Raw genomic sequence first — 26,398 nt, forward strand, 5'->3', positions numbered from 1 at the left:
GCGAATTATTTACCGCCAAACTGTTTCTGGTGCGCGTCGAGGAACGCTTTCATCTCTTTCGGCCCCTGGTAGCCCGGCACGACGTAGCCGTTGCTCAGCACAATCGCTGGCGTCCCGGTTACGCCAAACTGCACGCCCAGCGCGTAGTGATTAGCGATGTCGATATCGCAGGAGGCAGGCTGAATGCCTTTACCGCTCATGGCGTCATCAAAGGCTTTGTTGCGATCTTTCGCACACCAGATGGCCTTCATGTCCTGCTCTGGCTGGCTCTGCACGCCCGCACGCGGGAAAGCGAGATAACGCACGGTGATCCCCAGCGCGTTATAGTCTTTCATCTCTTCATGCAGCTTGTGGCAATAGCCGCAGGTGATGTCGGTAAAGACGGTAATGACATGTTTTTCCTGCGCCGCTTTGTAGACGATCATCTCTTTTTCCAGCGCGTTCAGGTTTTTCATCAGCATCTGGTTGGTCACGTTGACCGGCTGCGCGCCGCTCACGTCGTACAGCGGCCCCTGGATAAAGTGCTTACCGTCTTCGGTCACATAGAGCACGCCGCTGTTGGTCAGTACCGTTTTCAAACCGGGTACTGGCGCAGGTTGAATTTCGCTACTGGTGACGCCGAGCTTCGCCAGAGACTGTTTGATGGCCGCATCATCAGCATGGGCCAGACCGGATAATGATGCCGCCAGCAGAGAGAACAGCACTAAAGACTTTTTCATATTGGTTCCTGTTACAAGACATCACGCACGCGGGTGATGCTGTTGGTGTAGCTGCCGCAGGCGTTCCGTCGCGACATGCGTGTAGATTTGCGTCGTTGAAAGGTCACTGTGCCCAAGCAGCATCTGGACCACGCGCAGATCGGCGCCATGGTTCAGAAGATGGGTCGCAAAAGCGTGACGCAGAACGTGCGGCGAAAGTTTTTCACTGTCGATACCCGCCAGTGTGGCGTAATGTTTGATGCGATGCCAGAAGGTTTGACGTGTCATTTGCTGTGCGCGCTGGCTGGGAAAGAGCACGTCAATGGAGACGCCGTTCAGCAACCACGGACGGCCATGCTGAAGATAGGTCTCCAGCCAGTAAACCGCCTCTTCGCCCAGCGGCACCAGACGCTCTTTATTGCCTTTGCCGATCACCCGTACCACGCCCTGACGCAGGCTGATATCGCTCATCGTCAGCCCTACCAGTTCAGATACGCGCAATCCTGTGGCGTACAGCACTTCAAGCATCGCTTTATCGCGTAACTCCAGCGGTTGGTCAACCACCGGCGACTGTAATAATCTCTCAACTTGTGCTTCGCTGAGATCTTTCGGCAGACGCTGGGGCAATTTTGGCGATGCCAGCGCCGCGCTGGGATCGTCGGGACGTACCTTCTCGCGATAAAGGTGCTGGAACAGACGCCGCATGGCGCTCAACAGCCGCGCGGAGCTGGTGGCTTTATATCCCCCCTCCATTCGCTCGGCAAGCAGCGCCTGCAAATCGTCGCTTTGCGCCGTGGCAAGAGAGAGACCGTGATGGTGTAACCAGCCCACCAGCATCGCCAGATCGCGTCGGTAGGCGCTGAGGGTATTCTCGGCAAGATTCTTCTCCAGCCAGAGCGCATCGAGAAACTGTTCGATGAGTGAGAGATCCTTTTCCACGTTCGCCTCTTTCGTTCTGCAATGGGGCATTATGCCTGAATGGGTGTGGTTTCTGGTACACTACTCGCAAAGTCATAGCAAGTATTGAGACATTTTAGCGATGAATATTGGTCTGTTTTATGGTTCCAGCACCTGCTACACCGAGATGGCCGCAGAGAAAATTCGCGACATTATCGGCCCCGAACTGGTCACCCTGCATAATCTGAAAGACGATGCCCCCTCGATGATGGAGCAGTATGACGTGCTCATTCTGGGCATCCCGACCTGGGATTTCGGCGAACTGCAGGAAGACTGGGAAGCCATCTGGGAGCAGCTGGATTCCCTTCAGCTTGAAGGCAAAATTATCGCAATGTACGGCATGGGCGACCAGCTGGGCTACGGCGAATGGTTCCTCGACGCGCTGGGTATGCTGCATGACAAGCTGGCACCGAAAGGGGTAACGTTCATCGGCTACTGGCCGACAGAAGGCTATGAATTTACCAGTAAGAAACCGATCATTGCCGATGGCCAGCTGTTTGTCGGCCTGGCCCTCGACGAAACCAACCAGTACGATCTCAGTGAAGAGCGCCTGCAAAGCTGGTGCGAGCAGATCCTTGGTGAAATGGCGGAGCAGTTCAGTTAAACCGCTACCGCCCCTGCGTCGGCTGGTGTGAGATCATCCGACGCAGATCCCGCCACTCCCCTTCGTCCATGCTGTCTGCCGCCAGCCACAGGTGATGGCAGCGTTGCCCTGCACTTTTGCGCAAACGCAGCATCATGCCGGAATTGAGCATCCACGGCGTGCCGACAATCTCCCACTCGCTGCCCAGCCAGTGCAGGCGGGAATCCATGAACAGTTTGATTTCACCCTGGCGGGCGTTAATGCGCCGCTGGCTGCGGACGCTATCAAACACCACCAGCGACAGCAGTATTAGCCATAACGGGGTGTAGCTCAGCGGCCACGGCATCAGCAGAATGAAAGCCGCGACCAGGCCGTGGAGCAGAAGAGACATCCACTGGGAGCGCCACGAGACGCGTAGATCAGATTGCCACAGGACCACGTTCCCGATTCCGTGTTTGAATTAAAAGCACCATCCGTTGCAGTTCGGTGTCGGCGGGTTCGCCGTGATTCATCAGCCAGTTAAATAAGTCAGGATCGTCGTTCTCCAGCAGGCGGATAAAGAGCTGCTTATCCTCATCGCTCAGGCTGTCATATTCGTATTCGAAGAACGGCATGATGGAGATATCGAGTTCGCGCATGCCGCGACGGCATGCCCAGTGAATGCGGGCTTTGTTATTAATGTCCATGTCTGGTTCCTGCATAACGTTGAGTTCAGGCAGTGTTCCGTTCGTACCGGCGGCGTCAGGCGCTCTACCTGGACGAAACGGCCTCTAGTGTAACGTGTTTTTTGCTGTTTCATTACTGGAATATTAGGTTCCTGGAGCAGGCTTCAACAAAAAACCACAATAAATAAGCGTGTTCATCTGTTTTGCGTGGCGTTACGCAGAATAGCCTGAGGGCACGAATAGCCTGTTGAAACCGCTTGCAATGGCGGCAGTCTCTTTTACCATTAGGCATTATCAAAGCGTTAAGCAATTCAGGACATCAATATGGCATTTACACCTTTTTCACCGCGCCAGCCTGTCGCCTCTGCGCGTCTGCCGCTGACGCTTATGACCCTTGATGACTGGGCGCTGGCGACCCTCGCCGGCGCGGACAGCGAAAAGTACCTGCAAGGCCAGGTGACCGCTGATGTCAGTCAGCTGACCGAACACCAGCACCTGCTGGCAGCGCACTGCGATCCAAAAGGCAAGATGTGGAGCAACCTGCGCCTCTTCCGCCGTCAGGACGGTTTTGCCTTTATCGAACGCCGCAGCCTGCGCGACGCACAGCTCACCGAACTGAAAAAGTATGCGGTGTTCTCTAAAGTGACCATCGCCGCCGACGACGAAGTGGTGCTGCTGGGCGTGGCGGGCTTCCAGGCACGCGCCGCGCTGAAAAATCTGTTCAGCGAACTCCCTGATGCAGAAAAACAGGTGACCACCGACGGCGCCACCTCGCTGCTGTGGTTTGAACATCCGGCAGAGCGTTTCTTACTGGTGACCGACGTCGCCACCGCCGAGCGTGTGACTCAAGCCCTGCGTGGCGAAGCACAGCTGAATAACAGCCAGCAGTGGCTGTCGCTGAACATTGAAGCGGGCATCCCGGTGATCGACGCCGCCAACAGCGGGCAGTTTATTCCCCAGGCCACTAACCTGCAGGCGCTTGGCGGTATCAGCTTTAAAAAAGGCTGCTACACCGGCCAGGAGATGGTGGCACGCGCGAAGTTCCGCGGCGCCAACAAACGCGCCCTGTGGTATCTGGCGGGTAAAGCCAGCCGCGTCCCGGAAGCCGGTGAAGATCTGGAACTGAAAATGGGTGAAAACTGGCGTCGTACCGGCACCGTGCTGGCTGCCGTTCAGCTCGACGATGGTCGTCTGCTGGTCCAGGCCGTGATGAATAACGATATGGAGCCGGACAGCGTGTTCCGCGTGCGCGATGATGCGAACACCCTGAGCATTGAGCCGCTGCCGTATTCGCTGGAAGAGTAATACCTGTTAGTGCCGGGTGGCGGCTTCGCCTTACCCGGCCTACGGGTTGTGTAGGCCCGTGCAAGCGAAGCGCCGCCGGGCAAAGCGGAATCAAACCTGCCCAACGTACAAATAAATCGCCAAAAAATGGCACACGCTGCCGCCCAGCACAAACCCATGCCAGATCGCGTGGTTGTAGGGGATGCGCTTGCAGACGTAAAAAATGACCCCCAGCGAATAGACCACGCCCCCGACTGCCAGCAAGGTCACGCCGCCCGCAGCCAGTTTAACCGCCAGCTGATAAACCACAATCAGCGACAGCCACCCCATTGTCAGGTACGTCACCAGCGACAGCACCTTGAAGCGATGCGCGATGGTCAGTTTAAACAGGATCCCCAGCAGGGCCAGGCTCCAGATAACAATCATCAATCCACGCGCCAGCGGCGAATCCAGCCCGACCAGCAAAAATGGCGTATAGGTTCCGGCAATCAGCAGATAAATGGCGCAGTGGTCGAATTTTTTCAGCCAGATTTTAGCCCGCTGATGGGGAATGGCATGGTAAAGGGTGGACGCCAGGAACAGCAGGATCATACTCCCGCCATACAGGCTGTAACTGGTAAAAGCCAGCGCGCTGGCATTCGTGTCGGCGGCCTGAACCAGCAGCAACACCAGCCCGACGATGCCAAACACCAGGCCGACTCCGTGACTAATACTGTTGGCTATTTCCTCAGCCAGCGAATATCCCTGTGTGGTTAATGGTTTGCTAACCATAGATAACTCCGGGAAAACAAAAGTGAATAATGTATCGCTGCCTATGCTAACTGAGAATGATTCCAGTGAACACCTGTTAGCTAAAATAAATATCGAACCAATATTTATCTATAAAAATCATGATATTAAATTATTTTTTCGGCTAACAGCCGTTCACGGAAAATGTTAAAGACATTTGAAATCAATGACATAAAACTGTTGCTGGTCAGGGTAAATTTCTGCAATTACGCGCTTCAGTTCGTTCAGAGTCATGTTCTCCTGTTGAGCATGTTTTTCCGTCAATGTATCAAGGGTGACCGTCGAGGTGCCTGTTACCTCAATAGTGCAAAAGTAGCCGTCATCCTCGTAGCGCCCTACCCGCAGTACGTCGCCCGCGCTGAAATGGGATTCGCTTTCATCGCGAATGGTGATGGTTTTACGTCCGGCCAGGATGTCATCCTGAAAACGCTGAAAAAAAGTAATGTCGTTTGGCTGCATGGTATTATTCCCTGTAGATGAAGTCTGATGAGTGAGTTTAGCCACTGTGAGCATGTTCTCCCATTCCGCCATTGCCAGTCTCAATAACCTGGAGATGATGGTCTACAACACCGTCATCAAAAACCGCGATCGGGTGATGTACATGACCATTCGCGAACTGGCGGATGCGGCGGGCGTGTCCACCACCACCGTGCTACGCTTTTGCCGCAAGCTGAACTGCGATGGCTATTCTGAATTCCGCGTGCGTTTTAAATTATATCTTGAGCAAAACGAACCCCAGCAGGCTAATTTTGGCGCCAGTGAGATTATCAGCTTTTTCAAAAGTGTAAATAACGACGAATTTGACGCCCTGCTCAATGAAGCGGTGGATATTATATTATCCTCCGAGCGGATTATATTTGTCGGCGCAGGCACCTCCGGTTCTCTGGCGAAATATGGCGCGCGTTTCTTTTCCAATATAGGTAAATTCAGCAACCATATCGACGATCCTTATTTCCCGGTCACTAACGACATGGCGAAAAACGCGCTGGCTATCGTGCTCTCGGTCTCGGGCGAAACCGAAGAGATCCTGCGCTTCGCCAGCCAGTTCAGCCTGCATCACTGCAAGGTACTCTCTATCACCAGCCACGAGCATTCGCGTCTGGCTAAATTAGCGGACTTCAATCTCTCCTGGCACGTGCCGCAAACGCGTATTGGCGGCGTCTACGATATTACCACTCAAATACCGGTCGTTTATATTCTTGAATCTCTGGGACGTAAACTGGCGAAGAAATTAACGGAATAAAACACCCTGTTTTTTCGGTGTGACAAATTACAATTTCGGCGAATTGTTATATCGTGACTTTTTAATCCCCTTTGTTAGACTCAAAAACAATAGCAATAAATGAGATTAGCAAAGATGAAAAAACTCACCTTACCGAAAGACTTTTTATGGGGCGGCGCGGTTGCGGCGCATCAGGTTGAAGGCGGCTGGAACAAAGGCGGCAAAGGGCCAAGCATTTGTGACGTGCTGACCGGCGGCGCGCACGGCGTACCCCGGGAAATCACCCAGGAAGTGGTGGACGGTAAATACTACCCGAACCACGAAGCCATCGATTTCCACGGCCACTATAAAGAAGACATCAAGCTGTTTGCCGAGATGGGCTTCAAATGTTTCCGCACCTCCATCGCCTGGACCCGTATCTTCCCGAAAGGTGATGAAACCCAGCCTAACGAAGAGGGGCTGAAGTTCTACGACGACATGTTCGATGAGCTGCTGAAGTACAACATCGAGCCGGTGATCACCCTCTCCCACTTCGAAATGCCGCTGCACCTGGTGCAGGAGTACGGCGGCTGGACCAACCGTAAAGTGGTGGATTTCTTCGTTAACTTCGCTGAAGTGGTGTTTGAGCGCTACAAGAGCAAGGTCAAATACTGGATGACCTTCAACGAAATCAACAACCAGCGTAACTGGCGCGCGCCGCTGTTCGGCTACTGCTGCTCCGGCGTGGTCTACACCGAGCATCAAAACCCGGAAGAGACCATGTACCAGGTGCTGCATCACCAGTTTGTGGCCAGCGCCCTGGCGGTGAAGGCGGCTCGCCGCATCAACCCGGAGATGAAAGTCGGCTGCATGCTGGCGATGGTGGCGCTCTATCCGTTCTCCTGTAAACCAGAAGACGTGATGTTTGCTCAGGAATCAATGCGTGAGCGTTATGTCTTTACCGACGTGCAGCTGCGGGGTTACTACCCGTCCTACGTGCTGAACGAGTGGGAGCGTCGTGGCTTTACCATCAATATGGAAGCGAACGACGAGCAGATCCTGCGTGAAGGCACCTGTGACTATCTGGGCTTCAGCTATTACATGACCAACGCGGTGAAAGCCGAAGGCGGCACCGGCGATGCGATCTCCGGCTTCGAAGGCAGCGTGCCGAACCCGCACGTCAAGGCGTCCGACTGGGGCTGGCAGATCGATCCGGTTGGCCTGCGCTATTCTCTGTGCGAACTGTATGAGCGCTATCAGAAGCCGCTGTTTATCGTTGAAAACGGCTTTGGCGCTTACGATAAAGTGGAAGAAGACGGCAGCATCAACGATGACTACCGCATCGACTATCTGCGCGCGCACGTGGAAGAGATGATGAAAGCGGTCACTTACGACGGCGTGGATCTGATGGGCTACACCCCGTGGGGCTGCATCGACTGCGTATCGTTCACCACCGGCCAGTACAGCAAGCGCTACGGCTTTATCTATGTGAACAAGCACGACGACGGCACCGGCGACATGTCCCGTTCACGCAAGAAGAGCTTTAACTGGTACAAAGAAGTGATCGCCAGTAACGGCGAGACGCTTTAAAGTTTTGCCCGGTGGCGCTGCGCTTACCGGGCCTACGATTAAGGTAGGCCCGGTAAGGCGAAGCCGCCACCCGGCATTTATTTCCCGCCCGCCAGCTCAATAAAACTCCCCGTCACGTACGAGGCTTTCTCGCTCAGCAGCCAGACAATCGCCTGCGCCACCTCTTCCGGCTGACCGCCGCGCTGCATCGGCAGCATCGACTTCACCCGATCCACGCGCCCTGGTTCACCGCCGGAGGCATGAATTTCGGTGTAGATCAGCCCCGGACGTACGCAGTTTACCCGGATGCCCTGCGCCGCGACTTCCAGCGACAGCCCGGTAGTGAGGGAGTCCACCGCCCCTTTCGATGCCGCATAATCCACATACTCCCCCGGCGCACCGAGTCGTGAGGCCGCAGAGGAGACATTCACGATCGCCCCGCCTTTTCCGCCATGTTTCAGCGCCATGCGTTTCACCGCTTCACGGCAGCAGAGGAAATATCCTGTCACGTTGGTGGCCAGCACGCGGTTAATGCGCTCGGCGGAGAGGTTTTCTATGGTGCTTTGTTCAAACAGAATGCCGGCGTTGTTGACCAGCGCAGTGAGGGGTTCGCCTTCACGATCGAGGCTGTCGAACATCGCCATAACCTGCGCCTCGTCGCTGATGTCCGCGCGCAGGGCAAAAGCCTTACCGCCCTCTTCGACAATCTGATTGATGACATCGGTGGCGGCTTTAATGTTGTGATGATAGTTCACCGCCACGGTGTAGCCAACACGTGCCAGTTCAATTGCGGTCGCTTTGCCGATCCCACGGCTGGCGCCGGTTACTAATGCTATAGCCATCTATAATCTCCGGATAAAAAAAAGGCCGGGTGACGCTTGCGCTTACCCGGCCCACAGTATGGCAGAAGGTTACTGGTATTCGCTCATCGGCACGCAGGAGCAGAACAGGTTACGGTCGCCGTAGACGTCATCGAGACGCTTCACGGTCGGCCAGTACTTGTTAGCAACGCCCGCCGGGAAGACCGCCAGCTCGCGGGAGTAACCGTGGTTCCACTCTGCCACCAGCTCGTGCTGGGTGTGCGGGGCGTTCACCAGCGGGTTATCTTCCAGCGTCCATTCACCATCCTGAACGCGATCGATCTCCATGCGGATGGCCAGCATCGCGTCGATAAAGCGGTCCAGTTCGGCTTTGCTTTCGGACTCCGTTGGCTCCACCATCAGCGTACCTGCCACAGGGAACGACATGGTCGGGGCGTGGAAGCCGTAGTCGATCAGACGTTTGGCAATGTCCAGCTCGCTGATGCCGGTCTGCTCTTTCAGCGGACGAATATCGAGAATACACTCGTGCGCCACGCGACCGTCACGGCCGGTATAGAGTATCGGATAGGCAGATTTCAGACGCGTTGCGATGTAGTTGGCATTCAGGATCGCCACCTGGCTTGCCTGCTTCAGCCCTTCTGCGCCCATCATACGGATGTACATCCAGCTTATTGGCAGAATAGAAGCGCTGCCGAACGGTGCCGCAGAGACCGCCCCCTGACGGGTGAGCATGCCTTCGATCTGTACCACGCTGTGACCCGGTACAAACGGTGCCAGGTGCGCTTTCACACCGATTGGACCCATACCCGGGCCGCCACCGCCGTGCGGAATGCAGAAGGTTTTGTGCAGGTTCAGGTGCGACACGTCCGCGCCGATAAAGCCTGGGGTGGTGATCCCCACCTGGGCGTTCATGTTGGCGCCATCAAGGTAAACCTGGCCGCCATACTGGTGCACGATCTCGCACACTTCACGGATGGTCTCTTCATACACGCCGTGGGTGGACGGATAGGTGACCATAATGCAGGAGAGCTTATCGCCGGTCTGTTCCGCTTTCGCACGTAGGTCAGCCAGGTCGATGTTGCCGTTCTTATCGCAGGCCACAACCACCACTTCCATCCCTGCCATCTGGGCAGATGCCGGGTTGGTGCCGTGGGCAGAGCTTGGGATCAGGCAGATATCACGATGGCCTTCGTTGCGGCTCTCGTGGTAGTGGCGGATGGCCAGCAGGCCCGCGTATTCACCCTGGGCGCCGGAGTTTGGCTGCATGCAGAGTGCGTCATAGCCGGTCAGTTTCACCAGCCAGTCGGAGAGCTGGTTGATCATCTGGTGATAACCTTCCGCCTGGTCAGCCGGGCAGAACGGGTGCAGCTCAGCGAACTCCGGCCAGGTAATGGGGATCATCTCGGCAGCGGCGTTCAGCTTCATGGTGCAGGAGCCCAGCGGGATCATCGCCTGGTTCAGGGCCAGATCTTTACGCTCCAGAGAGTGCATATAGCGCATCATCTCGGTTTCGCTGTGGTAGCGGTTAAAGACCGGATGGGTCAGGATCGCGTCGTCGCGCAGCATGCTCTGCTGGATGGAGCGGCTGTCGTGTGCCACCTCTTTATCAAGCGTGTCCAGATTCAGGCCGTGGCCTTCGCCCAGCAGGACATTGAACAGCACCTGTACATCTTCACGGGTAGTGGTTTCATCCAGGGTGATGCTCACCGCATTCAGGATGTCGCTACGCAGGTTGATCTCTGCTGCTTCAGCACGTGCCAGCACGGCCGCCTTGTCGGCCACTTCCACGCACAGGGTGTCGAAGAAGTGCGCGTGACGCAGTTTTTGACCTTTCTGCTGCAGGCCGCAGGCCAGAATATCGGCCAGGCGATGAATACGGCTGGCGATACGCTTCAGGCCGGCCGGACCATGATAGACGGCATACAGGCTGGCGATGTTGGCCAGCAGGACCTGAGAGGTACAGATGTTGGAGTTGGCTTTCTCACGGCGGATGTGCTGCTCGCGAGTCTGCATCGCCATGCGCAGGGCGGTGTTACCGGCCGCATCTTTCGATACGCCGATAATGCGGCCTGGCATGGAGCGTTTGAATTCATCTTTTGCAGCGAAGAAGGCCGCGTGTGGCCCGCCGTAGCCCATCGGCACGCCGAAGCGCTGTGCAGAGCCGAAGACGATGTCCGCACCCTGTTTGCCCGGCGCGGTTAACAGCACCAGCGCCATAAAATCGGCCGCCACGCTGACGACGATTTTGCGCGCTTTCAGCTCGCCAGTCAGCTTGCTGTAGTCGTGCACTTCACCGGTGGTGCCCACCTGCTGTAACAGCACGCCGAACACATCCTGGTGATCCAGCACTTTATCGGCTTCATCAACGATCACCTCAAAGCCAAACGTCTCTGCGCGGGTACGCACTACGTCCAGGGTCTGCGGGTGAACGTCGGCAGCGACGAAGAAGCGGTTTGCACCCTTCAGTTTGCTGACGCGTTTCGCCATTGCCATTGCTTCTGCAGCGGCGGTGGCTTCATCCAGCAGCGAAGCAGAGGCGATGTCGAGGCCGGTCAGATCCAGCGTGACCTGCTGGAAATTGAGCAGCGCTTCCAGACGGCCCTGAGACACTTCCGGCTGATAAGGGGTATACGCCGTATACCAGCCCGGGTTTTCCAGCATGTTACGCAGGATCACCGGCGGTAACTGCACGTTGGTGTAACCCATGCCAATGTAAGACTTAAAGCGCTTGTTCAGGCTGGCAATGCCTTTCAGTTCCGCCAGTGCGGCGTATTCAGTGGTCGACTCTCCCACCTGCGGTGGCGTGTCGAGCTGAATATCCTTTGGCACAATCTGGCCGATCAGGGCGTTGAGCGAATCCGCGCCAACCGTCTTCAGCATCTCCTGCTGTTGCTGAGCATCCGGCCCAATGTGACGTTCGATAAAGGCGCCACGGTTTTCAAGCTGGCTTAAAGTCTGTGTCATGAGCGATGGTTCCTGAAACGTGCAGTGAATCGTAGTTGTCTGTAACTCTGTTGCCCGGTGGCGCTAGCGCTTACCGGGCCTACGTTGTTATGTAGGCCGGATAAGCGCAGCGCCATCCGGCACAACATTATTCGTCTTCCAGTAAGGCTTCGTACGCGGTGGCATCCAGCAGAGCGGCAACTTCCGCTTCATCGCTGGCTTTGATTTTGAAGATCCAGCCTTCGCCGTAAGGCTCGCTGTTGACCAGCTCAGGGGAGTCGCTCAGCGCGTCGTTAACCGCCACGATTTCGCCGCCCACTGGCGCATAGATGTCAGAAGCAGCTTTTACCGACTCCGCTACCGCGCAGTCGTCGCCTGCGGTGACGGTCGCGCCCACTTCTGGCAGATCCACAAACACCATGTCACCTAACAGCTCCTGAGCATGTTCGGTGATCCCAACGGTGTAGGTGCCGTCGGCTTCTTTGCGCAGCCACTCGTGTTCTTTGCTGTATTTCAGTTCTGCTGGCACATTGCTCATTGAATTTCTCCTGATAAAAATAATTAGGCGACCGGTTTACCGGCGCGAACAAAAATCGGTTTAGTCACGCGGACCGGCATTTCGCGGTTGCGGATCTGCACCACGGCAGTCTCGCCAATCCCCGCCGGCACGCGCGCCAGAGCAATACTGTAACCCAGCGTCGGAGAGAAGGTGCCGCTGGTGATAATGCCTTCGCAGTGGTTGCCGTTCGCATCGGTAAAACGTACCGGCAGCTCGCCGCGCAGGACGCCTTTCTCGGTCATCACCAGGCCAACCAGCTGGTCGGTGCCTTTCTCACGCTGCATTTCCAGCGCTTCACGACCGATAAAGTCGCGATCGGCAGGTTCCCACGCGATGGTCCAGCCCATATTGGCCGCCAGGGGAGAGACGCCCTCGTCCATCTCCTGACCGTATAAATTCATACCGGCTTCCAGACGCAGCGTATCGCGCGCGCCCAGCCCCGCTGGCTTAACGCCCGCTTCTACCAGCGCATGCCAGAAATCGGCCGCTTTTTCATTCGGCATCGCAATTTCATAGCCCGCTTCACCGGTGTAGCCGGTGGTCGCCACAAAGAGATCGCCCGTCTGCACGCCAAAGAACGGCTTCATGCCTTCGGTGGCCTGACGCTGCTCATCGCTGAACAGGGAGGCGGCTTTTGCCTGCGCGTTTGGCCCCTGCACCGCGATCAGCGACAGGTCGTCACGCACGGTGATTTCGATAGCGTAGGGTTCTGCGTGTTGGGTGATCCAGGAGAGGTCTTTTTCGCGGGTGGCGGAGTTAACAACGAGGCGGAAGAAATCTTCGGAGAGGTAATAGACAATCAGGTCGTCAATCACGCCGCCAGAGGCATTCAGCATGCCGGAATAGAGCGCTTTGCCCGGCTTCGTGAGCTTAGCCACGTCATTTGCCAGCAGATAGCGTAAAAACTCCCGGGTGCGGCTGCCGTGGAGATCGACAATGGTCATGTGAGAGACGTCGAACATACCGGCATCGGTGCGCACCGCATGATGCTCATCAATCTGCGAACCATAATGCAGCGGCATCATCCAGCCATGGAAATCGACCATGCGTGCACCGCATAAGGTGTGTTGTTCGTACAAAGGCGTCTGTTGAGCCATCTTATCCTCGTTGAATGAGCTGGGCTGTCTTGCGTTTCATGCTGTAAAAAATCACCACGAAACCCGGCATCGACATCGCTCCCGGACGCCGACGCAAACGTTCTCTTTCCTCTGAACTTACCACCGAAAACGGTGGTTAACCATAAGGCAAAACGGGTCATCACATTAGCTTATGGTCAAAAAAGCCAACAAAGCGTACAGAGTTATTCACTATAAAAATGCGAAACCCTCCGCACAAAAGCAAAGTCATCAGCCTGACATTTAGCACAGGCTGATATTTACTGCGGAAAAATGCGCGAAATTTCCGTAACATAAAAACAGCCAGATTAGATAATCTAATGCGAAAAAGTCGGTGAAATTAGATTATTTCAAACGAGGGGATTTTCCCGGCCCACAGGCCGGGAGAAGAAAGTGTGACGGGGGTCTGGTTTACTTAAGCCAGTCGGGCAGATCGTTAAGACCCATCGCCTGACGCAGAAGTTGTGGTTTAACGCCCGGAAGGGTATCAGCCAGTTTCAGGCCAAGATCGCGCAGCAGTTTTTTCGCCGGATTCGCCCCCGCGAAGAGTTCGCGGAACCCCTGCATACCTGCCAGCATCATTGCCGCACTGTGTTTGCGGCTGCGCTCGTAGCGGCGCAGATAGAGGTGCTGACCAATATCCTTGCCTTCGCGGTGCAGTCGGCGCAGTTCGTCCACCAGTTCGGCGGCATCCATAAAGCCCAGGTTTACGCCCTGCCCGGCCAGCGGATGAATGGTGTGCGCCGCGTCGCCCACCAGCGCCAGACGATGCGCGGCGAACTGGCGCGCATAGCGGCCCGTCAACGGGAAAACCTGGCGTTCGCTTTCAACGGAGCAAAGCCCCAGACGGTTATCAAACGCCACGCACAAAGCCTGATTAAATTCTTCTGCTGACGCCTCCTGCATCTGCTGAGCCTTCTCGGGGGCCAGCGACCAGACGATGGAGCAGAGATGCGGATCGCTGAGCGGCAGGAAGGCCAGAATGCCGTCGTTGTGGAAGATCTGCCGGGCCACGGCCTGATGCGGTTCCGCCGTGCGGATAGTGGCGACCAGCGCATGGTGGCGATAGTCCCAGTACGTCAGCGGAATGTCGGCTTTGTTGCGCAGCCAGGAGTTTGCGCCATCGGCCCCCACCACCAGACGAGCGGTGAGCATGTCTCCACTTTGCAGGGTGATAAAGGCGTCGTTTTCTCCCCAGGCGACCTGCTGCAGCATCGCAGGTGCAATCAGCGTGATATCGCTGCACTGCTGCGCTTTCTGCCACAGGGCATAATGAATAACCGCATTCTCAATGATATGCCCGAGATGGCTGTAACCCATGCTCTCGTCATCAAACGCGATATGCCCGAAGCTGTCTTTATCCCACACTTCCATCCCGTGATAGCAGCTGGCGCGTTGGGCGATAATTTCCGACCAGACGCCGACGCGGGTCAGCAGCTTTTCACTGGCGGCGTTAATCGCCGAGACGCGTAGCTCAGGCGGGGCGTCGGGAGCGACAGGCTGTGGCTGTTTCTGTTCCAGCACCGCCACGCGCAGACCGCTGCCCTGCAAGCCGCAGGCCAGCGCCAGTCCTACCATTCCGCCACCGACAATGGCGACATCAACATTCTGCACTTTGTTTACTCCTTAGCGAGCGACCCAACCAAGCGTCCTCTGTGCCAGCACATCACGTGCCGGAATGAATAGTTCCATCGCCATCAACCCTGCGTTACGGCCCGCCACCAGCGGTGCCCAGCGATTGGCAAACAGATGCACCAGCCCATCTGTTATGCCGATGGTGGCCTCTTTATCGGCCTGGCGTCGTTTCTGGTAATGGCATAAGACCGGGTATGCGCCGCAATCCTGCTGTTGCGCAAACGCCTGGGCCAGCGTTTCGGCAAGGGTCATCACATCGCGCAGGCCAAGATTAAAGCCCTGTCCGGCGATGGGGTGTAACGTCTGGGCGGCATTGCCCACCAGCGCGACGCGATGGGAGATGCACTGCGATGCCGTGGTTAGCGCCAGGGGGTAAACCGCCCTCTTACCGGCATGGGTAATACGTCCCAGCCGCCAGCCAAAGGCTTTTTGCAGCTCTGCGCAGAAGCGTTCATCAGACCAGCTCTGCACTTCATCCGCGCTCTCCAGCGGATGACACCAGACCAGCGAGCTGCGGCCCTGGGACATCGGCAGCATAGCCAGCGGGCCATGCCGGGTAAAACGTTCAAAAGCGCGCCCCCGATGCGGCTCGGCGGTGGCAACGTTGGCAATCACCGCCAGCTGATGGTACGGCTGCTGTTGCCACTGGATCCCACACTGCTGGCCGAGCGCCGAACGAGAGCCGTCGGCGGCTACCAGCAATTGTCCGTCCAGCGTCGTGCCGTCATCCAGCGTGACGCTCACCGCCTGTTCGCTGCGGGTAAAGCGCTCCACGCGGGCCGGACAGTGAAGGGTTACGCCCGGAGCATCTTTTAACAGACGGAACAGGCGCAGGCCCACGTCGTGCAGCTCAACCACCTGTCCCAGCGCATCAATGCGGTAATCCTGCGCCTCAAGGGTAACAAACCCGGCATGGCCACGATCGCTCACATGCACGGTTTCGATGGCCGTGGCGCAATCGGCAATTGCCTGCCAGATGCCGCTGCGTGCCAGCTGCTGGCAGGTGCCCTGTGCCAGGGCGATAGCACGTCCGTCAAATCCCGGATGACCGGTCGACTGCGGCGCAACGGCCTCGACCAGATGAACCGGCAGTTTGCCCTGGGTCAGGGAGGAGATCGCCAGCGCAAGCGTAGCTCCCGTCATGCCTCCGCCAACGATGATGATGCTCATGGGCGTGCCGCCGCCATCAGCGCCTCAATCTCGTCAGCGTTTTTCACCACCGACGCGGTCAGGTTTTCGTTGCCGGTTTCGGTGATAACAATGTCATCTTCTATACGAATGCCGATCCCACGATACTCCGCGGGCACATCGGCGTCCGGGGCGATATAGAGCCCCGGTTCAACGGTCAGCACCATGCCCGGCTCCAGCACGCGGGAACGATCCGGGCCGTACACGCCCACATCATGCACATCCAGCCCCAGCCAGTGACTCAGACCATGCATAAAGAAGGGGCGATGGGCGTTCCCGGCAATCAGTTGATCGACATCGCCATGCAGAATGCCCAGGTCCACCAGGCCTGCGATCATGATGCGCACCACTTCACCGGTCACGTCCTGAATGGAGGTGCCGGGGCGGAACAGCATCAGGGCGGTGTCCAGCGAGTGCAGGACGATGTCGTAGATGGCGCGTTGGGCCGGAGTAAATTTGCCGTTCACCGGGAAGGTGCGGGTGATATCCCCGGCATAGCCTTTATATTCGCAACCGGCATCAATCAGCACCAATTCGCCATCCCGAAGTTCGGACTCGTTTTCGGTGTAGTGCAGAATGCAGCCATTTTCCCCGCCGCCGACAATGGTGTTGTAGGCCGGATAGCGCGCGCCGTGGCGGGTGAACTCATGGTGAATTTCACCCTCGAGCTGATATTCGAACATTCCCGGACGGCATTTTTGCATAGCCCGGGTATGGGCCAGCGCGCTGATTTCGCCCGCGCGACGCATCACGTCCAGCTCTTCCGCCGATTTAAACAGGCGCAGCTCGTGCACGGCAGGACGCCAGTCGGTAAGCGTTGCCGGGGCTTTCAGATTTTGCCGGGAACCTTTGCGCAGCTTATCCAGCGCGGCGTAGACGATATTGTCAGCCCAGGCATACTCACCCTGCGCGTGGTAGACCACATCCAGGCCATTCAGCAGCTGGTAGAGCTGCTCGTTGATTTCGCTAAACGCCAGCGCACGATCCACTCCCAGCTTTTCAGGGGCTGCATCCTGGCCCAGGCGGCGACCAAACCAGATCTCGGCGGTCAGATCCCGGACGCGGTTAAACAACACGCTGTGGTTGTGGGTGTCATCACTTTTAATCAGCACCAGTACCGACTCCGGCTCGTTGAAGCCGGTGAAGTACCAGAAATCACTGCTCTGGCGGTACGGATATTCGCTATCGTTGCTGCGCGTGGCTTCCGGTGCGGCAAATATCAGCGCGGCGCTTCCCGGCTGCATAGTGGCCAGCAGCGCCTGACGGCGGCGCAGATACTCTTGCTGAGTCATGACACCCTCCAGTAGTTGTTATTAGTGTAAGGTCGGTTTGCGCACTTCCGGCGCAGTCGGTTGGGTTCGCGTAAAGGTATCGTGGCAGAGCAGCGAGGCAACGCGCACATACTCGATGATCTCTTCGAGAGACATCTCCAGCTCTTCCTGGTCCTCATCCTCGTCGTAGCCCAACTGGGCAATATTGCGCAGATCGTCAATAGCTTCTCCGGCTTCGCCCGTCACCTTCTCAAGTTTAGGCTGCGTTACGCCCAACCCCAACAGGTAATGGTTGACCCACCCGGCCAGCGCATCGGCGCGATCGAACACGCTGACGTCATCGCCATCAGGCAGATAAAGCTGAAAAAGGAAGCCGTCATCTTCCAGCGCATCGCTGATTGCGCCATGCATGCTGCGCAACGCCTGGGCCAGATCGTGACCAAACGCCAGACCTTCGTTCGTCAGGTCGTGAACCAGCGGCAGCCATGAGCTGTCGTTGTTTCCACCACACAGCATCCCGCTGATCAGACCGTGCATTTCAGCCGGGGTTAAACCTACGCCCTGCTGGTTCAGTAACTGGCTAACGTCGTTGTAGCCAGGCATTTCGTTCTGTATAGACATGCGCATTCGTCATCATTGGGAGGAATATTCATGGTATGCTACCACTTTGGACCCTGGTGAACCAGAATAGGGCTTGTATCTGCGCACCAGGGTAGCTATAGTGTCGCCCCTTCGCAGCCCCCGGAATCGGGTGTGAAGGCAGCGCAGTCAAACAGCAGGAAGGTGGCATGTCTGCACAACCCGTCGATATCCAAATTTTTGGCCGTTCGCTGCGAGTGAATTGTCCGCCTGAACAAAGGGATGCTTTGAATCAGGCTGCGGATGATTTGAATCAGCGGTTGCAAGATTTAAAAGAACGCACTAGAGTCACAAATACTGAGCAGCTGGTCTTCATCGCCGCGTTGAACATCAGTTATGAGCTGACTCAGGAAAAAGCGAAGACCCGCGAATACGCGGCGAGCATGGAACAACGTATTAAAATGCTCCAGCAGACCATTGAACAGGCATTGCTTGATCAGGGTCGCATTACAGACAGACCGGGGCAAAACTTTGAATAACACTTCATGGTCTACTATGGTAGAGTGACCCTGAAGGAAAAATTTCTCTGAGATGTTCGCATGCGGGCCAGTCCCCTGAGCCGATATTTCATACCACAAGAATGTGGCGCTCCATGGTTGGTGAGCATGCTCGGTTCGTCCGAGAAGCCTTAAAACTATGACGACACATTCACCTTGAACCAAGGGTTCAAGGGTTACAGCCTGCGGCGGCATCTCGGAGATTCCCTCACCTTTATACCCAGCGACTACCATGACGCAACTTCCTGAAGTCCCTGTTTCCCGTCAACACATTCGTCAGTTTATCCGTCAGCAGCGCAGAGCCTTAACGCCTGAACAACAAGCCCATTTCGCGCAACAAGCCGCGGCCCGCATGATGGCCTATCCGCCCGTGGTGATGGCGCACAGCGTAGCCCTGTTTCTCTCCTTTGACGGCGAACTGGATACCCAACCGCTGATTGACGAACTCTGGCGCACCGGGAAAAAAGTCTATCTGCCGGTGCTCCACCCTTTTAGCCCGGGTAATCTGCTGTTTCTGCACTACCATCCGCACAGCGAACTGGTGGTAAATCGTCTTAAAATTACCGAACCCAAACTGGACGTGCGTGACGTCTTGCCGCTGGATCAGCTCGACGTGCTGGTGACGCCGCTGGTGGCATTTGATGAAAGCGGTCAGCGCCTGGGGATGGGGGGAGGTTTTTACGATCGCACCCTGCAAAACTGGCAGCAGTACGGCTTACAGCCTGTAGGCTATGCCCATGATTGTCAGGGCGTTGAAAGGTTGCCGGCGGAGAAATGGGACATCCCGCTGCCTGCGGTGGTGACCCCGTCCAGGATTTGGCAGTGGAGGTAAAAGCAAAACGGTAACGCCAGTTACCGTTTTTAGTGTTTACGCCCTCTCCCCGTGGGAGAGGGACGGGGTGAGGGCATCAGACCGCACTAACTTAGTAAAGCAGACGCGCGCGAATAGTCCCCGGAATGGCCTTCATTCCCTGCAGCGCTTTCTCTGCAACGTCCTCATCCGCTTCAATATCGATAACCACATAGCCCATCTGCGCGTTAGTTTGCAGATACTGGGCGGCAATGTTGACGCCCTGCTCGGCGAAGATCTGGTTGATGGCGGTCAGCACGCCCGGACGGTTTTCGTGGATGTGCAGCAGACGACGCCCACCGTGCAGCGGCAGGGATACTTCAGGGAAGTTAACCGCAGACAGGGTTGAACCGTTATCGGAGTACTTGCTCAGCTTACCGGCCACTTCAAGACCGATGTTTTCCTGCGCTTCCTGAGTAGATCCACCGATGTGTGGCGTCAGGATCACGTTGTCGAACTCACACAGCGGGGAGGTGAACGGATCGCTGTTGGTCGCAGGCTCGGTCGGGAAGACGTCGATGGCCGCGCCCGCCAGGTGTTTGCGTTTCAGGGCGTCACACAGGGCCGGGATATCCACCACTGTACCGCGCGCGGCGTTGATCAGCAGTGAGCCAGGCTTCATCAGCGCCAGCTCTTCCGCACCCATCATGTTTTTGGTGGAGGCGTTTTCCGGCACGTGCAGGCTCACCACGTCGCTCATATTCAGCAGGTCGGAGAGATGCTGAACCTGAGTCGCGTTACCCAACGGCAGTTTGCTTTCGATGTCATAGAAGAAGACGTGCATCCCCAGAGATTCCGCGAGAATGCCCAGCTGCGTACCGATATGACCGTAGCCGATGATGCCCAGCTTTTTACCGCGCGCTTCAAAGGAGCCGGAGGCCAGCTTGTTCCAGATGCCACGGTGGGCTTTGGCGTTGGCTTCAGGGATGCCGCGTAGCAGCAGCAGGAGTTCGCCGATGACCAGCTCCGCCACGGAACGGGTGTTAGAGAATGGCGCGTTAAATACCGGAATACCGCGTTTCGCCGCCGCATTGAGGTCAACCTGGTTGGTGCCGATGCAGAAACAGCCGATCGCCACCAGTTTTTCTGCCGCAGCAATAACGTCTTCTGTCAGATGGGTACGGGAGCGCAGGCCGATGAAATGGGCATCACGGATCGACTCTTTCAGCTGTTCGGTATCCAGTGCACCTTTGTGAAATTCGATGTTGGTGTAACCCGCCGCACGAAGGCTATCCAGTGCTTTCTGATGCACCCCTTCGACCAGCAGAAATTTAATTTTGTCTTTCTCCAGTGATACCTTTGCCATTTCCCCGACCCTGTCTGATTGTCTGAACTGTTGTTGTGCTGGATGTGAATCCGCTCCAGCCAACATATCAAAAAAAACTATTGCAGCAATATGAACGTTTGCGTCGGCACTCTGAAGAAATGTCATACAGCGTCAATTGGCAGTGAAAAATGCTGCGGAGAAATAAGAATGCGGCAGGATCGTCAGGAGAGATTTAAAAATGTGACACAAGTCACCGAATATCGCTTTTGCAAAAAAAGTCAGCGGGGGGAGGCTCCCCCCGTCAGATCATTTCACGATGGTTTTGACGCCATCGGCGGTGCCAATCAGCGCGACATCCGCGCCACGGTTGGCGAATAACCCCACGGTTACCACGCCTGGCAGGCCGTTGATGGCATTTTCCAGCGCCACGGCGTCGAGGATCTCCAGACCGTGCACGTCCAGGATCACGTTACCGTTGTCCGTCACCACGCCCTGACGGTATTCCGGGCGTCCGCCCAGCTTGACCAGTTCGCGGGCAACCGCGCTACGCGCCATCGGGATCACTTCAACCGGCAGCGGGAATTTGCCGAGGATATCAACCTGCTTCGAGGCATCGGCGATACAGATAAACTTGTCTGCGACAGAGGCGATGATCTTCTCACGCGTCAGCGCCGCGCCGCCGCCTTTGATCATCTGCATATGGCCGTTGATCTCATCCGCGCCGTCAACGTAAATTCCCAGACGGTCAACTTCATTCAGATCGAAAACCGTAATGCCAAGGCTTTTCAGCTTTTCCGTGGATGCATCGGAGCTGGAAACCGCGCCCTCAATCTGGCCTTTCATCGTGCCGAGCGCATCAATAAAGTGTGCAGCCGTTGACCCGGTGCCCACGCCGACAATGGTACCCGGCTGTACATACTGGAGAGCGGCCCATCCTACTGCTTTTTTCAGTTCATCCTGCGTCATGATCTCTTGCCCGTGGTGATTTTGCGTGACGCGCATTATAGAGCATTCACCTGCGCCATGTGATCTGCGAGGTCACCAATTTCGTCTGTATCAAACATAAATTTATGTCATAGTGCGAAGTATTGAATTATTTGGGAGTCAGCCAGAGCAATGAAACGTCCGGACTACAGAACATTACAGGCGCTTGATGCCGTTATACGTGAACGCGGATTCGAACGCGCAGCACAGAAGCTGTGCATTACCCAGTCCGCCGTTTCGCAACGAATCAAACAGCTTGAGAATATGTTCGGGCAGCCGCTGCTGGTTCGTACCGTGCCGCCGCGTCCCACTGAACAGGGGCAAAAACTGCTGGCGCTGCTGCGTCAGGTTGAGCTGCTGGAAGATGAGTGGTTGGGCGACGAACAGACGGGCTCCACGCCGCTGCTGCTGTCGCTTGCGGTCAACGCCGACAGTCTGGCAACCTGGCTCCTCCCTGCCCTTGCCCCGGTACTGGCGGATTCGCCTATTCGCCTGAACTTACAGGTTGAAGACGAAACCCGTACCCAGGAGCGTCTGCGCCGTGGTGAAGTGGTGGGTGCGGTCAGTATCCAGCCTCAGGCGCTGCCAAGCTGCCTGGTGGATCAGCTGGGGGCGCTGGATTATCTTTTCGTCGGGTCTAAAGCCTTTGCTGAGCGCTACTTCCCGAACGGCGTTACCCGTGCGGCCCTGCTTAAAGCCCCGGCCGTGGCGTTTGACCATCTTGATGACATGCATCAGGCCTTTTTACAGCAAAACTTCGACCTGCCGCCCGGCAGCGTTCCCTGCCATATCGTTAACTCCTCCGAAGCCTTCGTGCAGCTGGCGCGTCAGGGCACAACCTGCTGCATGATCCCGCATCTGCAGATCGAAAGAGAGCTGCAGAGCGGCGAGCTGATCGACCTGACGCCAGGCCTGCACCAGCGCCGCATGCTCTACTGGCACCGCTTCGCGCCGGAAAGCCGCATGATGCGCAACGTTACCGATGCGCTGCTGGCCCACGGCCATAAGGTTCTGCGCCAGGACTAATAAAAAAGCCGGGTCGCGTAGACGCTGACCCGGCCTTGTCTTGTCGTGCAAAACAACCCTTACGGCGCTTTGGTCGCCGTATCCTGCTGCTGATTTTGCTCCTGCACCTGCGGACTCTGCTGGCTCTGCTGCTGACCCTGGGCAGGCTCAAGCTGGAACACCACATCAACCTGATCGTCGAACTGAATCGTTGGCTGCTCGTAGGTATCCTGCGCGGAGACCGGCGCCGCTTCCGCTTTCATCATGCGTACCATCGGGCTCGGCTGGTAGTTGGAGACGTGGTAACGCACGCTGTAAACCGGGCCCAGCTTGCTGTTAAAGCCAGCGGCCAGCTGCTGCGCCTGGCGCACGGCGTCATCAATCGCCGCTTTGCGCGCTTCGTCTTTATACTTCTCAGGTTGCGCAACACCCAGTGACACAGAACGGATCTCATTCAGACCCGCTTTCAGGGCACCGTCCAGCAGGGCGTTAAGCTTATCCAGCTGACGCACCGTGACTTCCACGGAGCGCACCGCACGATAACCTTTCAGGATGCTTTTGCCATCCTTATAGTCGTAGTCCGGTTGGGTACGCAGGTTGGCGGAGTTGATATCTTTTTTACCGACGCCGTTCTGCTCCAGGAAAGAGAGATATTGCGCAACGCGGTCGTCTGCCTGTTTCTTGGCGGTGGCCGCATCTTTTGCCGCCACGTTCACTTCAATGGCTAAGGTCGCGATATCCGGTGCCGCATCCACGCTTGCGGTGCCGGAGGTCACAATGTGCGGGCTGTCAGGCAGTTCACTGGCCTGAACGGATGCTGCGCCAAAACCCATTAATGCCGCCAGGGCGATTGCATTCAACTTCACTTTTATTCCTCCATGTTGCGAAGATTGCCCATGTAACAGGGCGCATGCCAGCAAGCTTAGCGCCTGCTGGTCGAATGTCCATAAGACAACGCCTAGAGGAATAGTTCCCTGATGTGATGAATCCCCTCTTTCGCCAGCTGGAAAGCAATAAACCACATCACCACGCCGACCAGGCCGTTGATAATGCGCTGGGCTTTGGCGGTGCGCAGGCGCGGCGCCAGCCATGCGGCGAGCAGCGCCAGACCGAAGAACCACAGGAAGGAGGCGCTTACGGTGCCCAGCGCGAACCAGCGTCTCGGCTCAGCCTCCAGTTGCCCTCCCAGGCTCCCCAGCACAACAAAGGTATCCAGATAAACGTGCGGATTAAGCCAGGTCACCGCCAGCATGGTGACGATAATTTTCCACCGGCCCTGCTTCATCACTTCGGCGCTTGCCAGCTCAATATTGCTGCCCATCGCCGTTTTCAACGCGCCAAAGCCATACCAGAGCAGAAAGGCTACGCCACCCCAGGTAACCAGCGCCAGCAGCCAGGGGGACTGCATCAGCAACGCGCTGCCGCCAAAAATCCCGGCGCAGATCAGCAGCATATCGCTCACCGCGCAGAGCAGCGCGATCATGATGTGATACTGACGACGAATGCCCTGATTCATGACGAAGGCGTTTTGCGGGCCGAGGGGCAGGATCATCGCTGCACCAATCATAAGCCCTTGAATGTAAAAAGAGAACATGGAGTTTAATCTCAGAAGTCTGTCTTAGGGGCTGACTATACTGCGGGAGAATAATAAGAGGAAATGGATAATATTAATTGGCAATAAGTGAAGCTAATAAAACCCGGCACGCATTGCGCGTACCGGGTTAGGCAGAAAGGTTATTCCGCCGGTTCTTTTACACGCTTGAAGTTCACGTCCATCTGCGGGTACGGGAAGCTGATGCCGTTGGCATCAAAGTCACGCTTCACGCGTTCCAGCACATCCCAGTAAACGCTCTGCAAATCGCTGCTGTTGCTCCAGACGCGCACCACAAAGTTGATGGATGAAGCACCCAGTTCGTTCAGACGCACGGTCATGTCGCGATCTTTCAGAATGCGCTCGTCAGACTCGATAATGTTGGTGAGCAACTGCTTCACTTTGTCGATATCCGAGTCGTAGGCGACGCCAATAATGAACTCATTACGACGCACAGGTTCACGAGAGAAGTTGATGATATTGTTGGCGATGATTTTCCCGTTCGGGATCACCACGATACGGCCGTCAACGGTGCGCAAGGTGGTAGAGAAGATCTGCACCTGCAGCACGGTACCGGCCACACCGCCCAGATCCACATATTCGCCCGAGCGGAATGGACGGAAGGTTACTAACAGCACCCCGGCGGCCAGGTTCGACAGCGAGCCCTGCAAGGCCAGGCCAATAGCCAGACCGGCGGCACCGAGCACGGCGATCACCGACGCGGTCTGTACCCCGACGCGCCCAAGCGCCGCGATCAGGGTAAAAGCAATGATGCCGTAGCGCACCAGGGCCGAGAGAAAGTCTGCTACCGTGGCGTCGATATGGCGCGCCCGCATCACGCGGTTAACCGCATTAGAGATGATGCGCGCAACAATCATACCGATGATGATAATGGCGATGGCCGCCACAATGTTTACCGCGTAACTCAACAGCAACGCCTGGTTACGCACCAGCCAGGAGCCCGCGTTATTGATGCTATCTACAACACCGAGATCTTCCATTCAATATTCCTTATCTAAACCAGACCATAAAAATGCATCCCCCGTCGAGGCAGGCAGGTTAGTAAAGGGTAAACAAAAGCGGGGGTTTTGCCAAACAGATCACAAAAACAGGCAGGATAGCCAGTTGAAAAGACATAAAAAAAGCCCGCGATTAACGCGGGCTTCTGATGCTGTCAGCAGCTCAAATTACAGAACGTCAACCGCGTTCAGCTCTTTGAATGCCTGCTCCAGACGGGTCACCATGGAAGACTGCGCTGCGCGCAGCCATACGCGTGGATCGTAGTATTTTTTGTTCGGCTGGTCTTCGCCTTTCGGGTTGCCCAGCTGGCCCTGCAGGTAAGCTTCGTTAGTTTTGTAGTACTGCAGGATACCGTCCCAGGTTGCCCATTGGGTGTCGGTATCGATGTTCATTTTGATTACGCCGTAGCTTACGGAGTCTTTGATTTCCTGAGCAGAAGAACCGGAACCGCCGTGGAAGACGAAGTTCAGGCTGTTGTGCGGCAGGTTGTGTTTCTTGGAAACATATTCCTGAGAATCACGCAGGATGGTTGGGGTCAGAACCACGTTACCTGGCTTGTACACGCCGTGTACGTTACCGAAGGAGGCAGCGATGGTGAAACGTGGGCTGATTTTGCTCAGCTCGGTGTAAGCGTAATCAACGTCTTCTGGCTGAGTGTACAGAGCAGAAGCGTCCATGTGGCTGTTGTCCACGCCGTCTTCTTCGCCACCGGTGCAACCCAGTTCGATTTCCAGGGTCATGTCCATTTTGGCCATGCGCGCCAGGTATTTGGAGCAGATTTCGATGTTCTCTTCCAGAGACTCTTCAGACAGGTCGATCATGTGAGAAGAGAACAGTGGCTTACCGGTTGCAGCGAAGTGTTTCTCGCCCGCGTCCAGCAGACCGTCGATCCATGGCAGCAGTTTCTTGGCGCAGTGGTCAGTGTGCAGGATAACCGGAACACCGTAGTGCTCAGCCATCTGGTGAACGTGATGTGCGCCAGAGATTGCGCCCAGGATTGCCGCGCCCTGAGGAACGTCAGTTTTCACGCCTTTACCTGCGATGAACGCAGCGCCGCCGTTGGAGAACTGAACGATTACTGGCGCTTTAACTTTTGCTGCGGCTTCCAGTACGGCGTTGATAGAGTCGGTACCGACGCAGTTAACAGCTGGCAAAGCAAAGTTGTTTTCTTTAGCTACCTGGAACACCTTCTGAACGTCATCACCAGTGATCACGCCAGGTTTTACGAAATCAAAAATTTTAGACATGTTGCGAGTCCTGTATCTTC

Annotated in this window: 27 protein-coding genes and 1 other RNA gene; 8 read left to right on the forward strand and 20 right to left on the reverse strand. The window is 56.3% G+C overall.

Annotated features, from left to right (window positions below; translation table 11 throughout):
• Positions 1–5: 5 nt before the first annotated feature.
• Entirely contained in the window at positions 6–719 is a 714-nt protein-coding gene (gene dsbC / locus NB069_RS18040; protein ID WP_250585777.1) for a bifunctional protein-disulfide isomerase/oxidoreductase DsbC, read from the reverse strand.
• 21 nt (positions 720–740) lie between these two features.
• The gene (gene xerD / locus NB069_RS18045; RefSeq protein WP_434543592.1) at positions 741–1,667 is read right to left on the reverse strand and encodes a site-specific tyrosine recombinase XerD; all 927 of its coding nucleotides are present in this window, start codon (positions 1,665–1,667) and stop codon (positions 741–743) included.
• 70 nt (positions 1,668–1,737) lie between these two features.
• Here xerD and fldB point away from each other — a divergent pair, with 70 nt between their 5' ends.
• Positions 1,738–2,259 (forward strand): flavodoxin FldB, encoded by a 522-nt coding sequence (fldB, locus tag NB069_RS18050; RefSeq protein WP_250585781.1) that lies wholly within the window; start codon positions 1,738–1,740, stop codon positions 2,257–2,259.
• 4 nt (positions 2,260–2,263) lie between these two features.
• Here fldB and NB069_RS18055 read toward each other — a convergent pair whose 3' ends face one another.
• A complete protein-coding gene (locus tag NB069_RS18055; protein ID WP_250585783.1) occupies positions 2,264–2,677 on the reverse strand; it encodes a protein YgfX in 414 nt (137 codons plus the stop codon).
• Positions 2,658–2,924 (reverse strand): FAD assembly factor SdhE, encoded by a 267-nt coding sequence (gene sdhE, locus NB069_RS18060; protein ID WP_039029834.1) that lies wholly within the window; start codon positions 2,922–2,924, stop codon positions 2,658–2,660. Before sdhE ends, NB069_RS18055 begins: the two co-directional genes overlap by 20 nt.
• A gap of 303 nt (positions 2,925–3,227) precedes the next feature.
• Between sdhE and ygfZ the strand changes: the two genes are divergently transcribed.
• Positions 3,228–4,208, forward strand: a complete 981-nt coding sequence (gene ygfZ, locus NB069_RS18065; protein WP_250585786.1) for a tRNA-modifying protein YgfZ — start codon at positions 3,228–3,230, stop codon at positions 4,206–4,208.
• A gap of 90 nt (positions 4,209–4,298) precedes the next feature.
• Here the strand turns inward: ygfZ and trhA are convergent, their stop codons facing one another.
• Positions 4,299–4,958, reverse strand: coding sequence for a PAQR family membrane homeostasis protein TrhA (trhA, locus tag NB069_RS18070; protein WP_250585788.1), 660 nt, complete (start codon positions 4,956–4,958; stop codon positions 4,299–4,301).
• A 165-nt stretch (positions 4,959–5,123) separates the two neighbouring features.
• Positions 5,124–5,435 (reverse strand): N(4)-acetylcytidine aminohydrolase, encoded by a 312-nt coding sequence (gene yqfB / locus NB069_RS18075; RefSeq protein WP_250585790.1) that lies wholly within the window; start codon positions 5,433–5,435, stop codon positions 5,124–5,126.
• Between the two features lie 52 nt (positions 5,436–5,487).
• Here yqfB and NB069_RS18080 point away from each other — a divergent pair, with 52 nt between their 5' ends.
• Together NB069_RS18080 and bglA are read left to right on the forward strand one after the other, a co-directional pair.
• A complete protein-coding gene (locus NB069_RS18080; RefSeq protein ID WP_250589541.1) occupies positions 5,488–6,219 on the forward strand; it encodes a MurR/RpiR family transcriptional regulator in 732 nt (243 codons plus the stop codon).
• A gap of 114 nt (positions 6,220–6,333) precedes the next feature.
• The gene (bglA, locus tag NB069_RS18085; RefSeq protein ID WP_250585792.1) at positions 6,334–7,767 is read left to right on the forward strand and encodes a 6-phospho-beta-glucosidase BglA; all 1,434 of its coding nucleotides are present in this window, start codon (positions 6,334–6,336) and stop codon (positions 7,765–7,767) included.
• A gap of 77 nt (positions 7,768–7,844) precedes the next feature.
• Here bglA and NB069_RS18090 read toward each other — a convergent pair whose 3' ends face one another.
• The 8 genes from NB069_RS18090 to NB069_RS18125 all read right to left on the reverse strand — a co-directional run bounded on the left by NB069_RS18090 (position 7,845) and on the right by NB069_RS18125 (position 17,899).
• Positions 7,845–8,588 carry an SDR family oxidoreductase gene (locus NB069_RS18090; RefSeq protein ID WP_250585794.1) on the reverse strand — a complete coding sequence of 248 codons (744 nt, stop codon included), beginning with the start codon at positions 8,586–8,588 and terminating at the stop codon, positions 7,845–7,847.
• A gap of 69 nt (positions 8,589–8,657) precedes the next feature.
• Positions 8,658–11,531: an aminomethyl-transferring glycine dehydrogenase gene (gcvP, locus tag NB069_RS18095; RefSeq protein WP_250585796.1), complete on the reverse strand. Its 2,874-nt coding sequence runs from the start codon at positions 11,529–11,531 to the stop codon at positions 8,658–8,660.
• A 127-nt stretch (positions 11,532–11,658) separates the two neighbouring features.
• Positions 11,659–12,048, reverse strand: coding sequence for a glycine cleavage system protein GcvH (gene gcvH / locus NB069_RS18100; RefSeq protein ID WP_039029826.1), 390 nt, complete (start codon positions 12,046–12,048; stop codon positions 11,659–11,661).
• Positions 12,049–12,071: 23 nt separating this feature from the next.
• Positions 12,072–13,166 carry a glycine cleavage system aminomethyltransferase GcvT gene (gene gcvT / locus NB069_RS18105; RefSeq protein ID WP_250585798.1) on the reverse strand — a complete coding sequence of 365 codons (1,095 nt, stop codon included), beginning with the start codon at positions 13,164–13,166 and terminating at the stop codon, positions 12,072–12,074.
• A gap of 429 nt (positions 13,167–13,595) precedes the next feature.
• On the reverse strand, positions 13,596–14,798 hold the full coding sequence (gene ubiI / locus NB069_RS18110) for an FAD-dependent 2-octaprenylphenol hydroxylase (RefSeq protein ID WP_250585800.1): 1,203 nt from the start codon (positions 14,796–14,798) through the stop codon (positions 13,596–13,598).
• Positions 14,799–14,810: 12 nt separating this feature from the next.
• Positions 14,811–15,989, reverse strand: coding sequence for a 2-octaprenyl-6-methoxyphenyl hydroxylase (gene ubiH, locus NB069_RS18115; protein ID WP_250585802.1), 1,179 nt, complete (start codon positions 15,987–15,989; stop codon positions 14,811–14,813).
• Positions 15,986–17,299, reverse strand: coding sequence for a Xaa-Pro aminopeptidase (pepP, locus tag NB069_RS18120; protein ID WP_250585804.1), 1,314 nt, complete (start codon positions 17,297–17,299; stop codon positions 15,986–15,988). Before pepP ends, ubiH begins: the two co-directional genes overlap by 4 nt.
• Positions 17,300–17,320: 21 nt before the next feature.
• Complete coding sequence (locus tag NB069_RS18125) at positions 17,321–17,899, reverse strand: YecA family protein (RefSeq protein ID WP_250585806.1); 579 nt, start codon at positions 17,897–17,899, stop codon at positions 17,321–17,323.
• Between the two features lie 167 nt (positions 17,900–18,066).
• On the opposite strand from NB069_RS18125, the gene zapA reads away from it, so the two are divergent.
• The 3 genes from zapA (at position 18,067) to NB069_RS18140 (ending at position 19,246) form a co-directional block, all read left to right on the forward strand.
• Positions 18,067–18,396 (forward strand): cell division protein ZapA, encoded by a 330-nt coding sequence (zapA, locus tag NB069_RS18130; protein WP_039029820.1) that lies wholly within the window; start codon positions 18,067–18,069, stop codon positions 18,394–18,396.
• A 41-nt stretch (positions 18,397–18,437) separates the two neighbouring features.
• Positions 18,438–18,621, forward strand: a non-coding RNA gene (ssrS, locus tag NB069_RS18135) — 6S RNA.
• Positions 18,622–18,646: 25 nt separating this feature from the next.
• Positions 18,647–19,246, forward strand: a complete 600-nt coding sequence (locus NB069_RS18140) for a 5-formyltetrahydrofolate cyclo-ligase (protein ID WP_250585808.1) — start codon at positions 18,647–18,649, stop codon at positions 19,244–19,246.
• Positions 19,247–19,337: 91 nt separating this feature from the next.
• Here NB069_RS18140 and serA read toward each other — a convergent pair whose 3' ends face one another.
• On the reverse strand, positions 19,338–20,570 hold the full coding sequence (gene serA, locus NB069_RS18145; RefSeq protein ID WP_039029818.1) for a phosphoglycerate dehydrogenase: 1,233 nt from the start codon (positions 20,568–20,570) through the stop codon (positions 19,338–19,340).
• 267 nt (positions 20,571–20,837) lie between these two features.
• Positions 20,838–21,497, reverse strand: coding sequence for a ribose-5-phosphate isomerase RpiA (gene rpiA, locus NB069_RS18150; RefSeq protein WP_039030111.1), 660 nt, complete (start codon positions 21,495–21,497; stop codon positions 20,838–20,840).
• Positions 21,498–21,647: 150 nt separating this feature from the next.
• Here rpiA and argP point away from each other — a divergent pair, with 150 nt between their 5' ends.
• Entirely contained in the window at positions 21,648–22,541 is an 894-nt protein-coding gene (gene argP, locus NB069_RS18155) for a DNA-binding transcriptional regulator ArgP (RefSeq protein WP_039029817.1), read from the forward strand.
• Positions 22,542–22,600: 59 nt separating this feature from the next.
• Here argP and NB069_RS18160 read toward each other — a convergent pair whose 3' ends face one another.
• From NB069_RS18160 to fbaA, 4 genes are all read right to left on the reverse strand, one after another.
• Entirely contained in the window at positions 22,601–23,353 is a 753-nt protein-coding gene (locus NB069_RS18160; RefSeq protein WP_434543630.1) for an oxidative stress defense protein, read from the reverse strand.
• Between the two features lie 125 nt (positions 23,354–23,478).
• Positions 23,479–24,114 carry an arginine exporter ArgO gene (argO, locus tag NB069_RS18165; protein ID WP_250585812.1) on the reverse strand — a complete coding sequence of 212 codons (636 nt, stop codon included), beginning with the start codon at positions 24,112–24,114 and terminating at the stop codon, positions 23,479–23,481.
• A 140-nt stretch (positions 24,115–24,254) separates the two neighbouring features.
• The gene (locus NB069_RS18170; RefSeq protein ID WP_250585815.1) at positions 24,255–25,112 is read right to left on the reverse strand and encodes a small-conductance mechanosensitive channel MscS; all 858 of its coding nucleotides are present in this window, start codon (positions 25,110–25,112) and stop codon (positions 24,255–24,257) included.
• 186 nt (positions 25,113–25,298) lie between these two features.
• On the reverse strand, positions 25,299–26,378 hold the full coding sequence (fbaA, locus tag NB069_RS18175; protein WP_250585817.1) for a class II fructose-bisphosphate aldolase: 1,080 nt from the start codon (positions 26,376–26,378) through the stop codon (positions 25,299–25,301).
• Between the last annotated feature and the right edge of the window lie 20 nt (positions 26,379–26,398).

Origin of the sequence: Leclercia adecarboxylata (assembly GCF_023639785.1) — a bacterium.
In the GTDB taxonomy this organism is placed as follows: Bacteria; Pseudomonadota; Gammaproteobacteria; order Enterobacterales; family Enterobacteriaceae; genus Enterobacter; species Enterobacter adecarboxylatus_D.